Origin of the sequence: Ferrovum sp. PN-J185 (assembly GCF_001581925.1) — a bacterium.
Classification (GTDB): domain Bacteria; phylum Pseudomonadota; class Gammaproteobacteria; order Burkholderiales; family Ferrovaceae; genus PN-J185.
On the sequence record NZ_LQZA01000002.1, the window covers coordinates 235,830 to 247,828 of the forward strand.

At 37.9% G+C, this 11,999-nt stretch carries 16 protein-coding genes and 1 tRNA gene; 4 read left to right on the forward strand and 13 right to left on the reverse strand.

Annotated elements, in window-relative coordinates; genetic code table 11:
- Both hemW and FV185_RS05800 read left to right on the forward strand, forming a co-directional pair.
- Entirely contained in the window at positions 1–1,149 is a 1,149-nt protein-coding gene (gene hemW, locus FV185_RS05795; protein WP_067494905.1) for a radical SAM family heme chaperone HemW, read from the forward strand.
- Complete coding sequence (locus FV185_RS05800) at positions 1,142–1,648, forward strand: methylated-DNA--[protein]-cysteine S-methyltransferase (protein ID WP_067494908.1); 507 nt, start codon at positions 1,142–1,144, stop codon at positions 1,646–1,648. The genes hemW and FV185_RS05800 overlap by 8 nt, the downstream gene beginning before the upstream one ends.
- Here the strand turns inward: FV185_RS05800 and trmB are convergent.
- The 3 genes from trmB to thiS are packed head-to-tail and all read right to left on the reverse strand — an operon-like array spanning position 1,632 to position 3,313.
- A complete protein-coding gene (gene trmB / locus FV185_RS05805; protein WP_067494911.1) occupies positions 1,632–2,324 on the reverse strand; it encodes a tRNA (guanosine(46)-N7)-methyltransferase TrmB in 693 nt (230 codons plus the stop codon). The genes FV185_RS05800 and trmB overlap by 17 nt on opposite strands.
- A complete protein-coding gene (locus FV185_RS05810) occupies positions 2,324–3,109 on the reverse strand; it encodes a thiazole synthase (protein ID WP_067494913.1) in 786 nt (261 codons plus the stop codon). Before FV185_RS05810 ends, trmB begins: the two co-directional genes overlap by 1 nt.
- A gap of 3 nt (positions 3,110–3,112) precedes the next feature.
- On the reverse strand, positions 3,113–3,313 hold the full coding sequence (gene thiS / locus FV185_RS05815) for a sulfur carrier protein ThiS (protein ID WP_067494916.1): 201 nt from the start codon (positions 3,311–3,313) through the stop codon (positions 3,113–3,115).
- Positions 3,314–3,386: 73 nt separating this feature from the next.
- On the opposite strand from thiS, the gene FV185_RS05820 reads away from it, so the two are divergent.
- Both FV185_RS05820 and mutY read left to right on the forward strand, forming a co-directional pair.
- Positions 3,387–3,457, forward strand: a tRNA-Gly gene (locus FV185_RS05820).
- 35 nt (positions 3,458–3,492) lie between these two features.
- Positions 3,493–4,521 carry an A/G-specific adenine glycosylase gene (gene mutY / locus FV185_RS05825; RefSeq protein ID WP_067494919.1) on the forward strand — a complete coding sequence of 343 codons (1,029 nt, stop codon included), beginning with the start codon at positions 3,493–3,495 and terminating at the stop codon, positions 4,519–4,521.
- Here mutY and rapZ read toward each other — a convergent pair.
- From rapZ to FV185_RS05875, 10 genes are read right to left on the reverse strand one after another with little or no spacing between them, the layout of a single operon-like run.
- Positions 4,518–5,360, reverse strand: a complete 843-nt coding sequence (gene rapZ / locus FV185_RS05830; RefSeq protein ID WP_067494922.1) for an RNase adapter RapZ — start codon at positions 5,358–5,360, stop codon at positions 4,518–4,520. The two genes, mutY and rapZ, sit on opposite strands and share 4 nt — an antisense overlap.
- A gap of 5 nt (positions 5,361–5,365) precedes the next feature.
- Positions 5,366–6,331 carry an HPr(Ser) kinase/phosphatase gene (gene hprK, locus FV185_RS05835; RefSeq protein WP_067494924.1) on the reverse strand — a complete coding sequence of 322 codons (966 nt, stop codon included), beginning with the start codon at positions 6,329–6,331 and terminating at the stop codon, positions 5,366–5,368.
- Entirely contained in the window at positions 6,300–6,785 is a 486-nt protein-coding gene (locus FV185_RS05840; RefSeq protein ID WP_067494926.1) for a PTS sugar transporter subunit IIA, read from the reverse strand. Before FV185_RS05840 ends, hprK begins: the two co-directional genes overlap by 32 nt.
- 20 nt (positions 6,786–6,805) lie before the next feature.
- Positions 6,806–7,129, reverse strand: coding sequence for a ribosome hibernation-promoting factor, HPF/YfiA family (gene hpf, locus FV185_RS05845; RefSeq protein ID WP_067494928.1), 324 nt, complete (start codon positions 7,127–7,129; stop codon positions 6,806–6,808).
- Between the two features lie 16 nt (positions 7,130–7,145).
- Positions 7,146–8,549 (reverse strand): RNA polymerase factor sigma-54, encoded by a 1,404-nt coding sequence (locus FV185_RS05850; protein ID WP_067494930.1) that lies wholly within the window; start codon positions 8,547–8,549, stop codon positions 7,146–7,148.
- A 3-nt stretch (positions 8,550–8,552) separates the two neighbouring features.
- Positions 8,553–9,275 (reverse strand): LPS export ABC transporter ATP-binding protein, encoded by a 723-nt coding sequence (lptB, locus tag FV185_RS05855; RefSeq protein ID WP_067494933.1) that lies wholly within the window; start codon positions 9,273–9,275, stop codon positions 8,553–8,555.
- Complete coding sequence (gene lptA, locus FV185_RS05860) at positions 9,272–9,847, reverse strand: lipopolysaccharide transport periplasmic protein LptA (protein ID WP_197457790.1); 576 nt, start codon at positions 9,845–9,847, stop codon at positions 9,272–9,274. Before lptA ends, lptB begins: the two co-directional genes overlap by 4 nt.
- A 19-nt stretch (positions 9,848–9,866) precedes the next feature.
- Complete coding sequence (lptC, locus tag FV185_RS05865) at positions 9,867–10,451, reverse strand: LPS export ABC transporter periplasmic protein LptC (RefSeq protein ID WP_067494939.1); 585 nt, start codon at positions 10,449–10,451, stop codon at positions 9,867–9,869.
- On the reverse strand, positions 10,439–10,975 hold the full coding sequence (locus FV185_RS05870) for a KdsC family phosphatase (RefSeq protein WP_197457791.1): 537 nt from the start codon (positions 10,973–10,975) through the stop codon (positions 10,439–10,441). Before FV185_RS05870 ends, lptC begins: the two co-directional genes overlap by 13 nt.
- A gap of 1 nt (position 10,976) precedes the next feature.
- Positions 10,977–11,966 (reverse strand): KpsF/GutQ family sugar-phosphate isomerase, encoded by a 990-nt coding sequence (locus tag FV185_RS05875; RefSeq protein ID WP_067495068.1) that lies wholly within the window; start codon positions 11,964–11,966, stop codon positions 10,977–10,979.
- Between the last annotated feature and the right edge of the window lie 33 nt (positions 11,967–11,999).

Below are 11,999 nucleotides of genomic sequence, written 5' to 3' on the forward strand. Positions count from 1 at the left end.
ATGGCTTTAACAGTACTACCCCCCTTATCGCTTTATGTACACGTTCCTTGGTGTATAAAAAAATGCCCTTACTGCGACTTTAACTCTCATGAGTTAAAGTCGAAAATTAATGAATCTCAATTTATAGATGCATTATTAACAGATTTTCAGTATCAGTTACCGTACATTTGGGGGAGGTCAGTTCGATCAATATTTATTGGTGGGGGAACACCAAGTTTATTATCACCTGAGTCGTTCGATCGATTAATCAGCGGTATTCGTAGTTTAGTATCTCTTATTCCCGGAGCTGAAATTACTCTTGAAGCAAATCCAGGCACTTTTGAGACTGATAAGTTTCGTGGTTTTAAAGAAGCTGGTATTAATCGTCTTTCTCTTGGTATTCAATCATTAAATAATCGTCTCTTAAAAGTAATCGGACGAGTTCATGATCGAGAGCAAGCTTTATTTGCTATATCCCAAGCAAGAACTGTTTTTGATAATTTAAATTGTGATTTGATGTATGGCTTACCCAATCAAACCCATCAGGAGGCATTGGACGATTTGACTGAATTATTAAGCTTTAATCCTGATCATATCTCTTTTTATCAGTTAACTATTGAACCTAACACCTACTTTTATAAATTTCCCCCATTACTACCAGAGCAGGATCAGATTGTTACTCTTGAAAACGATATTTATTCTTTATTGAAGGAGTATCACTTTGATCACTACGAAGTATCAGCTTATGCTCAACAGGGTAAGCGCTCACAACATAATTTAAACTATTGGATGTTTGGTGATTATGTGGGTATTGGTCCTGGCGCACATGGCAAAATTTCTTTGCCAGACAAAATCATGCGAACAGCAAAAATAAAACATCCTAACAATTATTTAAACTTGATTGGTAAACAAGAAGATATTGAAGAAAGACATGTTGTGGATTTTAATAGTATTCCATTTGAATTCATGATGAACGCCTTAAGACTAAATGCAGGGTTTTCTTTGTCACTTTTTGAAGAAAGAACGGGATTATCAATTGAGTCAATTCAATCCACTTTATCTTTAGCTGAAAAGAAACGATTTGTTACTATTAGCGAGAATTATTTAAGTCCCACAGAACTAGGTCGTCATTTTTTAAACGATTTAATCAGCTTATTTCTTAATGACTAACTCTATTTATTTTTATATTACTCGTTTATCTCCTTGGGGATATATGGGGGTAGTATGTGAAGGTACGACTTTGCTTAGAATTGATGTAAAGTCGAGTCTAGAAGAGTTACATCTGTTTTTATTAAGTCATTATCCTCTCATGGAACAATCTAACATCTTAAAGACGATTGCAGATGAGGTGATTCATTTAATCCATAACCCAACATACGTTATTCATAATGCATATCGACTTGAAGGCACGGTATTTCAACAGAAGGTATGGCACGCTATTCTGACCATACCTGTAGGGTCTGTTAAAACCTATCAAGTTATTGCTCAAGAGATACGTCACACAAGAGCAGTACGCGCTGTAGGAACGGCTTGCGGGGCCAATCCGTTGCCGTTTATTGTGCCATGTCACCGAGTGGTAGGTTCATCGGGTAAATTAGGTGGTTTTGGTTTAGGTATTGAATTTAAGAGAGAGTTACTGGCTAAAGAAGGAATTACTTACTTTCTTTGATAAATAACAAATCCCAAACACCATGACCTAATTTGAGTCCCCTATTTTCAAATTTGGTTAAGGGACGATAGTCCGGTCTTACTGCAAAACCAGATGTGGTATTTTTTAGTTGTGTGCATTGCGAGAGTACTTCCAGCATTTGATCGGCATAGTCTTGCCAATCAGTAGCTAAGTGAATATATCCACCGTTTTGGATATAGTTAACTAAGTTATTGATAAAGGAAGATTGAATGAGTCTTCTTTTGTGGTGTCTTGCTTTTGGCCATGGGTCTGGGAAAAAGATATGTACTCCAGCAAGGCTTTGCGGTGGTATCAGAAATTGCAATACCTCCACAGCATCATGACGTATTATACGGACATTGGTCAGGTTTTCTTGATCAATTAACTTTAATATATTGCCAATTCCCGGTCCATGAACATCCACTGCGATAAAGTTTTTTTCAGGAAAAGTTTTAGCAATATTAATGGTAGGTTCACCCATACCAAAACCAATTTCCAGTATGGTGGGTGCTTCTCTGTTAAAAACTTCGTGCAAGGATAATAGACCTTTGTCTTGAGTAAATTGAATTCCCCATTGTGGAAACAATTCATCAATTGCTCGTTGCTGCCCCGTTGATAGCCTTCCCTGCCTTAATACGTAGCTGCGAATATGTTGTCCAATTGTCATTGTATTCATTAAGCAATTAAACCTGTTGTGGGAGAGCTTGGCTCTGCTTGATAGGTTTTTTTAGGCATGCGACCTGCAAGATAAGCCTCTCTTCCAGCCTGAATTGCTTTTTTCATGGCTGAGGCCATGAGTACAGAGTTTCTGGCCTGAGCGATAGCGGTATTCATTAATACACCACCACAACCTAATTCCATGGCAATAGCTGCATCAGAGGCAGTGCCAACTCCTGCATCAACAATAACAGGTACTTGTAATTGATCAATAATGATACTGAGATTCCAAGGATTGAGAATTCCCATGCCAGAGCCAATGAGAGAGGCGAGAGGCATAACGGCCACACAGCCTATATCCTCTAATTGACGAGCCTGAATAGGGTCGTCGCTACAGTACACCATGACATCAAAACCGTCTTTTACTAAGGTTTTTGCTGCTACTAGTGTTTCTGGCATATTGGGATAAAGCGTTTTACTGTCGCCTAATACTTCTAATTTAACTAAATTATGACCATCTAGTAACTCTCTTGCGAGACGCAGCGTTCTTACTGCATCGTCAGCGTTATAACAGCCGGCAGTATTAGGGAGCAGGGTATATTTGGTAGGTGAAATGAAATCTAATAAATTAGATTCGTTAGGATTTTGTCCAATATTTGTACGGCGTATAGCAACCGTAATGATTTCAGCCCCACTCTCTTCTATAGCTTGTTGGGTTTCGTGAAAGTCACGGTACTTGCCTGTACCAACCAGTAGACGAGACTGATAAGTTTTTCCTGCAATTTTAAATTCATCTGTATTCATAGGTTATCCACCGCCTACGGCCACTACAATTTCAATTTTGTCATTTTCTTGCATAATGTATTGATTATGTAAGGAGCGGGTTATGATTTCACCATTAACTTCCACAGCAAAGCGTTGATTCTTAAGATTTAAGTTATCAATCACTGCGCTTAATGCGGTATTAGGATGAATTGAAAGAAGTTGGCCGTTAACAATAATATTCATAATCAGTTAATGTTAGCATGATAGACAACGATAATTCTTATTCTATTATAAAATAGTGTCGTTAATAATGTTCGCGGGTGTAGCTCAATGGTAGAGCAGAAGCTTCCCAAGCTTAAGACGAGGGTTCGATTCCCTTCACCCGCTCAAAATCAAAATAGATTGGCCTTCTTAAGGTAACCATGATTGTATTTTCTCAAGCTGTTATCCAATGGCAAAAAGAGTTTGGTAGACATCATCTACCTTGGCAACAAACCAGAGACCCTTACAAAGTGTGGTTATCTGAAATTATGCTGCAGCAAACTCAAGTCACTACAGTTATTCCCTATTTTGTAAGATTTTTAAATCGTTTCCCCACAATTACTTCTTTGGCTGAAGCACATCAAGATCAAGTATTAGAGCTATGGGCGGGGTTAGGTTATTACTCTCGAGCGAGAAACTTACATCATGCAGCCCAACAAATTACTAGCCGTTATAACTCAACGTTTCCAATTGAGCAGGAGTTACGTGAACAGTTACCTGGAATTGGAAAATCCACTGCAGGGGCTATTGGTGTATTTGCCTTTAATCAAAGGCTACCTATTTTGGATGGGAACGTAAAACGAGTATTGACCCGTTACTTTGCCATTGAGGGCAATATTTATAGCAAAGAAATTGAGCGTAAACTCTGGGAGTTGGCTGAGTCTTTGTTACCTGATGACAATATCGTTGCCTATACTCAAGGTTTAATGGATTTAGGGGCAACCATTTGTACACGCACAGCGCCGCTATGTAGAGTATGTCCGCTAGTGAGTGAATGCCGCGCAAAACACAGTAATACCATTGATCGCTACCCAGAAAGAAAAAAGAAAGTAGTGGTACAAGTTGTTAAACTAACTGTATTAATAATAGAACATGAAAAACACTATTATTTGATTAAGCGTAATAAAAATATATGGAAAAATTTATGGGCTTTTCCTATGGTGGAAGAGCCCGTAGATACACAACAATGGTTAACTCAGCAGCATATACAAGCACAGCTTAAAACCACTTATCCTAAGCTTAAGCATCAGTTGACTCATCGAACATTAGAGCTCAGCGTAGAACATTGGCAAGTTGAACAACAATTTAGTAACCAGTTAACATCAGAAGGTCTTTGGTTGACTGTTGATCAAATTCAACAAAAGGCAATTCCTGTTGCTATGAACAAGATACTAACCTACTTACTCTAGGAGAGTTCGCGATGAATAACTTGTACTGAAAAGAGGTCTTTGAAATGCTGTTTAAGTTTTTCAGCCAAGTAAACTGAGCGGTGTTGTCCACCAGTACAACCAATAGCGATAGTTAGTGTGGATCTATTGTCCTGTATAAAAGCCGTTGTCCAATTGTGAATAAAGCTACTAATATCTTTCAACATCTGTTGTGCTAAAACATCATTGTCTAAAAAATCAATAACTGCGCTATCCTGACCCGTGAGTGGGCGTAATTTAGGGTCATAGAAAGGATTAGGTATACAGCGAACATCAAAGACAAAGTCAGCATCCAGTGGAATACCGTGTTTAAAGCCAAATGATTCAAAAAATAGAGTTAACTGGTTAGCATCAATATTTAAATAGCTTTTAATTCTAGCTCGTAAGGCATTAGGTGTGATTTGCGTAGTATCAATTTTGTAACCAATATCAGAAATATCTGATAAAAGTTTTCTTTCAGAACTGATGCATTCAATAATAGAGAGAGTTCCTGCAGACAAAGGATGCGGTCGACGAGTTTCGGAAAAACGTCGAATTAAATCATTGTCACTGGCATCTAAAAAAATAAAATGTGAATGCCATTTATTTTCTTTTAATTTATTTAAAATTAATGGGAGTTCAGAAATATCCTCACCACTTCGTGCGTCCAGTGTAACAGCGATTTTATTTTCCCCACGCTTAATCAGTTTTGCAATAATTTCAAAAGCGAAGGGAACGGGAAGATTATCCATTGAAAAGAAACCAGAATCTTCAAGCGCCTTTAACGCTACTGTTTTACCAGAGCCAGATAATCCACTAATTAAAATGATATGTGTAGTCATATTAATTAATCTTTTTTATCGCTTGAATCAAAATGGTCAATACCCATAAATTCTTTTTGCCTGTCTAAAAACTGTTGAGTACTATTAATACCACGTTGCATCAAGATAAAGTTGCGGGTAGCAGCTTCAACTAAAACAGCAAGGTTTCTTCCAACCGCGACGGGCAAGACAACTTTTGGAATATCAATACCAAGAATAGATTGAGTTGGTGTGTGGCTTGGTAAGCGTTCAAAGGCACTCAAATCACCACCCGGTGGGCGTTCAAGGTGCACAATAAGTTTTAGGTTTTTTCTTGGGCGAACTGCTGTTTCACCAAAAATTGAGCGAATGTTAATTAATCCAAGCCCTCGCACTTCCAAGAAATCTTTAAGCATAGGAGGACATTTCCCTTGGATGGTTTCTGGTCCAATTTTATATAAATCTACAGCATCATCGGCAACAAAACCGTGTCCTCGAGAAATAAGTTCCAGTGCTAATTCACTTTTACCAACAGCGGAGTCTCCAGTAATTAAGACGCCCACTTCTAGAATGACCATGAAGACACCGTGTATTGTAGTTTCTTCTGCTAATTCTTGACTAAGATAATAATTAAGATTATTAATCAGATCAGCGCTTGATAAAGAGCAACCAAGAATTGCAACTTCTTTTTTAATGGCCATCTCTCTTAATGGCTCAAACATATCAGCGTTCTCAGTAATAAATAACGCTGCCAGATTGTCTGAGAAAATTCTAGTTAATGCATCACTGAGTTGTGTTTTTGCAAGGCTTTTTAAATAAGTTAACTCCATTTGTCCCAATACTTGAAAGCGATGAGGGTGAGTTAAATTAAGATGAGCGATAGTTCCCACATCTTTATCTGTGAGACTCCCTACGGGTATGATCTTGTCTTTACCGATATTATCGGTAAGCCATATTAAGTTGTTTTTTTCTTGATTATCGTCAAATAGTCGTTGAACGCTGACGTCTGGCATAAGGAACCCAATTAATGATTGTTTCGTAAACCACTTCTGCTGACGTAGCAGATAAAATCGTCTGTCTTAATTCATCGTCACTGAACATTTCTGCAATTTCACTGAGTAGTTTCAAATGATGTTCATTAGCGTGATCAGGAACTAATAGTACAAATGCCATTTTCACATTTTCACTATCAGGGGATTCGAAAGGTATTGCGCTGTTTAGTCTAATAAAAGCACAAAGTGGATGCTTAAGACCTTTAAAACGACCATGTGGAAGTGCAAAGCCATGACCTAATCCAGTGGATCCTAGTTTTTCACGATTAAATAATGCGTCATACACTAGGCTACGTGACAGTTGATTATTGTTTTCAAAAAGAATGCCAATTTGTTCAAATAACCGTTTTTTACTGGTCACTTCCATGTCTATTAATACATGGCTTTGCTTTAATAGTTTTGTGATTGCTTCCATGTTAATGTATTAACAAATAATTATTCGCCATTATGGTGTCTGATACTTTCAGCACCGCGGTTATTTTGATTTTTTTCTTTCTGTTTGATGATTTGGCGATCTAATAAATGAGCAAGGTCGTCAATGGCAACATACATATCAGAGCCAGATGTTTGCGCAAAAATATCTCTGCCATTAACACGTACGTTAGCTTCTACATGATGTTGTAATTTTTCTATTTTAAGAATCACGTTAATATCAATAGGTTGATCAAAATGATTTTTAATGCGTTGCATTTTCTCAGAAATATGATCGCGCATTGCAGGAGTAATTTCTACATGTTGTCCTGTAACATTAACTTTCATTATAACCTCCTAATATTTAAATAATTTTACGTTGACTAGCAGGATATATTTGCATGGACTCCCTATATTTAGCTACTGTTCGCCTGGCAACAACTATCCCTCTCTCATTCAGAATATCTGAAATTTGGTTGTCTGATAAAGGTTTTTTTGGATTTTCCTCATTAATTAATTGCTTGATTAGGGCTCTAATTGAAGTGGATGAGGCTGTCCCTCCTTGGTCTGTTGAAACATGACTACTGAAGAAATATTTTAATTCAAATATGCCTTTAGGACTAAACATAAATTTTTGTGTTGTAACCCGTGATATGGTTGATTCATGTAAACCAACTAAATCGGCGATTTCTTTTAGAATCATAGGTTTCATAGATACTTCACCAAACTCAAAAAAGTCTTGCTGTTCGTCCACTATAGCTTGAGATACTTTTAAAATCGTATCAAATCGTTGCTGTATGTTTTTTATTAACCATCGCGCTTCTTGAAGTTGAGTGGTTAGCGATGAATGGCCCTCATTATTTTGTAATAAATTGGCATAGAGTTGGTTGATTTTTAGACGTGGCAACACTTGTGGATTAAGCTGAACAACCCATTTTTTGTTATATTTCTTAACAATAACATCAGGTATTATGTACCTTGTATCTTGTTGAAAAAAATGTTCCGCAGGCTTTGGGTTGAGTTGAGTAATTAATTGGATTGCTTGTTTTAATTGAACGTCATTTATTTTAAGTGCTTTTTTCAGTTTTAGGTAATCACGATTTCCTAATAATGCCAAATAGTTTTGGCATATGCTCACAGCTAAACCATACACTGGATGAGTTGTATAAAGTTGGTGGAGCTGAAGAAGTAAGCACTCTGACAGATTGGCTGCACCAATACCCACTGGATCAAGAGTTTGTAATAATTTTACGCATACTTTAATTTCTTCAATTTCTATTTCAGCTTCATGAGGAAATTGAGCTTGTATTTCTTCTAAAGAAATATCTAAATAACCTGAGTCATTAATATTCGCGATAAGTTGACTAATGATCTGCCCATCTTTTTCTGATAAGGGTATTAATCTTAACTGTTCTTTTAAATGGTCAATTAAGCTCGGTTTATCTTCAATACTAAAAAAATCGTCATCTCGTTCGTTCGATGATGACGATTTAGAATAATGAGTATCCCAGGCAGAGTCTAAATTGTTATCTAGACTGGTTTCGTTCAATTCATCACTATGAGAGGATGACTCTTCATTTGAATGACTATCCTGTGTTGTAGGAGAGTCATTTGTATCCTGAAGTTCTAATAAAGGATTGTCTCTAACAGCCTCTTCGATTTCTTGGTTAAGTTCAACGGTTGATAATTGTAATAGTCTAATTGCTTGCTGAAGTTGCGGAGTGAGCGCTAACTGTTGAGAAAGCTTAAGCTGTAAGTTTTGTTTCATTGTTTATAGCTTGAAATGCTCACCTAGATAGACTTTACGGACATTGTCATTATGAATAATCTCGTCAGGCCGTCCTGATGCTAAAACGGTACCCTGATTAATAATATATGCGCGGTCACAAATACCTAATGTTTCTCGTACATTATGATCAGTAATTAAAACGCCAATTCCTCTGTCTTTTAGAAATCGAATGATTTGTTGAATATCCATAACTGCAATAGGATCAACACCTGCAAAGGGTTCATCTAATAAAATAAAACGGGGGTTAGTGGCCAGTGCCCTAGCAATTTCAACTCGTCGTCGCTCGCCCCCAGAGAGGCTAATTGCAGGATTATTGCGTAGATGAGAAATATGTAGTTCTGCTAGGAGGCTATCTAACTCTTCTGCGCATTCATCGGCTTTAAGACCTCTTAACTGTAAAACTGACAGAATATTGTCTGCGACTGTCATACGTCGAAAAATAGAGGCTTCCTGCGGTAGGTAAGATACGCCAAGTTGAGAGCGTTTGTGAATAGGCAGAAGACTTAGGCGAGTGTTGTCTAGATAAATCTCCCCGCCATCAAGTGGTACTAATCCAACAATCATATAAAAACAAGTGGTTTTTCCCGCACCATTGGGTCCAAGTAAACCGACAACTTCACCTTTTTCCACATTCAGAGATAAGTCTTTCACTACTGTGCGTGACTTATATTTTTTAACTAAATGTTCAACTCTTAATTCGCTCATGGGGTTGTATCACTGTCAATTTTAAGTTTTGGAGTAGGTATAGTTGGTTTGGTTTGAGTGTTAGTTGGTGTTGCTGTAGACGCTGGAGCAGATGCTTTATTGTCTTCTGGTTTGAAAATCATATGTACCCTTCCTTTTGGTGTGGGGCCATTATTTTTACTCTTTCCTTCAGCCTGAAGAAATTCTGAATTAAGATCATAAGACAAATAGTTACCTTTAATCTCGTCTTTATCTTGTCTAACGATGGCCTTATCAAATAATTCCACTCGACCAATTTTTTCGTCGTATTCAACATGTTGGGCCACACCATCCACCCATTGATCCGAGGCTTCTTTTTTCTGACGAAAAGTAACAGGGTCACCAAATGCGGTGGCATGTTTAAAACCGGTTGTTTTGTCTTCCGTGACAATAACATGTTCACCTGTTAAACGAATGGTGCCTTGAGTCATAACAACATGACCATCAAAGTAGGAGATTTTTTTAAGATCATCTGCAGTCATCTTGTCTGATTCTATATTGATAGGTTTATCTTTATCGGCTTTCTCAGCATAAGCCCATTGGGTGACAAACATACACAATAGAAAAAAAACCTTAATGAGATTTTTTTGGGTAGTAAATAGCTTTTGCATGTCCAAACTCAGCAATCTTTGTTTTAGTGTTAACTTTCATATTGGCAGCAGTCAGTATATTGGTTCCGTAATTGATTACTACTGGCTGATCTGTCTCTCCAATACCATTTTTTAAATATACTGTAAGTGATTGTGTTCTCAGTACAGTTACCGGTTGATCTAGAGTTTTTTGTCGTGTCACAACCACGTCACCGGTAAAAATAATTTTATCTAGGCTGTCAAAGCGAACTGCATCTCTAGATTGTACAGTGACTGGTGGCTCTTTAGGTTCAAAAGTGGTGAAGAGTACCTGGTTAAAGTAAGAGCTACTGTCATCTGGATAATGAATCATGTGATTAGCATACAGCGTATAGTGTACTCGTCCTTTTTCATCTAATTGTTGAGCAAAAAACTTACTCATAATAATGTCAGGTTTATGCTCTTTTAAATTACCACCCGTGGAGCCGCTGTGTTCCACTACACGCCATAACCAGCCGGTTACTAATGCCATTAGTAAAACGACAAGAAGTGGTCCAAGAGATTCAATATTAGGGATTATTCGAGCCATGGTGCAACGGCCTCTTGCCATTGTCCTCTAGAGCTGAGTAGAAACTCTGCTGCCTGACGTACTGCTCCCTCTCCGCCTCCTACAGAGGCAATCCAGTCAACCTGATTACGAATTAGAGTGGGGGCTTCGGCAACAGTTAGTGAAACAGCGCATCTTTTGAGAATCGGTAAATCTTGTAGGTCGTCTCCCATGTAAGCACATTCTTCCCAAGATAATCTTAATTGTTTAATGAGTTTCTCAAAACAACCAAGCTTATCATCAACACCTTGAAATACATGACTAATATTTAATTCGCGCGCTCTAGTATTAACAATTTCAGAGTGTCTGCCGGTAATAATACAAGTTTCAATACCTACTCGCTGTAGTAGCTTAATGCCTAAGCCGTCGCGTACATGAAAAGACTTCATTTCTTCACCACGGCTACTAAAATACAGTTGACCATTAGTCATGATGCCATCAACATCAAAGCCTATTAATTTGATTGACCTGGTTCTTTGTGACAATGTTTTTAGAGCAGTGGTCATGTTATACAATCCCTGCGCGAAGAAGATCGTGCATATTAAAAGCGCCTATTAATTGTTTTTGGTCATTTAAAACGCAAATTCCAAATATTTTTTTACTTTGCATCAATTCTGCTGCATCAACCGCAAGAGCACCTGAATAGACAGAAATGGGATTGATCGTCATCACATCTCCCATAGTCAATTCGTGTAATGTTAACGCAGACTTCTCAAGTGTTCTTCTTAAATCTCCATCAGTAAAAATACCGAGTAACGTATTGTGCTCATCAACTATGGCAGTCAAGCCTAATGCTTTTTCGGACATGGTTTTAAGGGCTGTAATCAGACTGTCAGTTAGCTTGTTAACAGGTAACTCTTGTCCAGTATGCATAATTTCATTTACAGAAAGTAGTAAACGTTTCCCAAGCGATCCACCAGGGTGAGTTCTAGCAAAGTCATTTGCGGAGAAACCCTTGGCGCGTAATAAGGTAACAGTTAACGCATCACCTAACGCTAACACGGCTGTGGTACTTGTAGTAGGAGCGAGATTATGCGGACAGGCCTCACGTTCAACACCAGCATTAATATGTACATCAGCAATCTGTGCCAATCGTGATGCGCTATTACCTGTAATACTCAATACTTTTGTACCGCGTCGTTTTAACAAGGGAACAATAGTAAGTAATTCTTCACTTTCTCCAGAATTTGATAGAGCAACAAGCACATCATTTGGTAAGATCATTCCAAGATCACCGTGACTGGCTTCAGCAGGATGCATAAAAAAAGAGGGAGTTCCGGTACTGGCAAGGGAAGAAGCAATTTTTTTACCGATATGACCAGACTTACCCATGCCGCTAATCACTACACGACCTTGGCAATTAATAAGAAGATGGTGAGCGGCAACAAAATCTTTGTTTAGACGTGATCCAAGCGCTTGAATGGCTTCGGCTTCCATGAGTAAAACCGATTGTGCTTGTTCAAGTATTTCTTGATCTGTAAATGTATGTAAATTCATAGAATGATTAGTCATAAATTGGAATTATACTTG

Excerpts from the sequence above, each read along its gene's own strand:
- FV185_RS05840 (WP_067494926.1), bottom strand. The coding sequence starts at position 6,785 with ATGGAAGCAATCACAAAACTATTAAAGCAAAGCCATGTATTAATAGAC.
- hprK (WP_067494924.1), bottom strand. The coding sequence starts at position 6,331 with ATGCCAGACGTCAGCGTTCAACGACTATTTGACGATAATCAAGAAAAA.
- FV185_RS05870 (WP_197457791.1), bottom strand. The coding sequence starts at position 10,975 with ATGACCACTGCTCTAAAAACATTGTCACAAAGAACCAGGTCAATCAAA.
- lptB (WP_067494933.1), bottom strand. The coding sequence starts at position 9,275 with ATGAGCGAATTAAGAGTTGAACATTTAGTTAAAAAATATAAGTCACGC.
- lptC (WP_067494939.1), bottom strand. The coding sequence starts at position 10,451 with ATGGCTCGAATAATCCCTAATATTGAATCTCTTGGACCACTTCTTGTC.
- trmB (WP_067494911.1), bottom strand. The coding sequence starts at position 2,324 with ATGAATACAATGACAATTGGACAACATATTCGCAGCTACGTATTAAGG.
- mutY (WP_067494919.1), top strand. The coding sequence starts at position 3,493 with ATGATTGTATTTTCTCAAGCTGTTATCCAATGGCAAAAAGAGTTTGGT.
- hemW (WP_067494905.1), top strand. The coding sequence starts at position 1 with ATGGCTTTAACAGTACTACCCCCCTTATCGCTTTATGTACACGTTCCT.
- lptA (WP_197457790.1), bottom strand. The coding sequence starts at position 9,847 with ATGTTTGTCACCCAATGGGCTTATGCTGAGAAAGCCGATAAAGATAAA.
- FV185_RS05875 (WP_067495068.1), bottom strand. The coding sequence starts at position 11,966 with ATGAATTTACATACATTTACAGATCAAGAAATACTTGAACAAGCACAA.
- FV185_RS05810 (WP_067494913.1), bottom strand. The coding sequence starts at position 3,109 with ATGAATACAGATGAATTTAAAATTGCAGGAAAAACTTATCAGTCTCGT.
- rapZ (WP_067494922.1), bottom strand. The coding sequence starts at position 5,360 with ATGACTACACATATCATTTTAATTAGTGGATTATCTGGCTCTGGTAAA.
- FV185_RS05850 (WP_067494930.1), bottom strand. The coding sequence starts at position 8,549 with ATGAAACAAAACTTACAGCTTAAGCTTTCTCAACAGTTAGCGCTCACT.
- FV185_RS05800 (WP_067494908.1), top strand. The coding sequence starts at position 1,142 with ATGACTAACTCTATTTATTTTTATATTACTCGTTTATCTCCTTGGGGA.
- thiS (WP_067494916.1), bottom strand. The coding sequence starts at position 3,313 with ATGAATATTATTGTTAACGGCCAACTTCTTTCAATTCATCCTAATACC.
- hpf (WP_067494928.1), bottom strand. The coding sequence starts at position 7,129 with ATGAAAGTTAATGTTACAGGACAACATGTAGAAATTACTCCTGCAATG.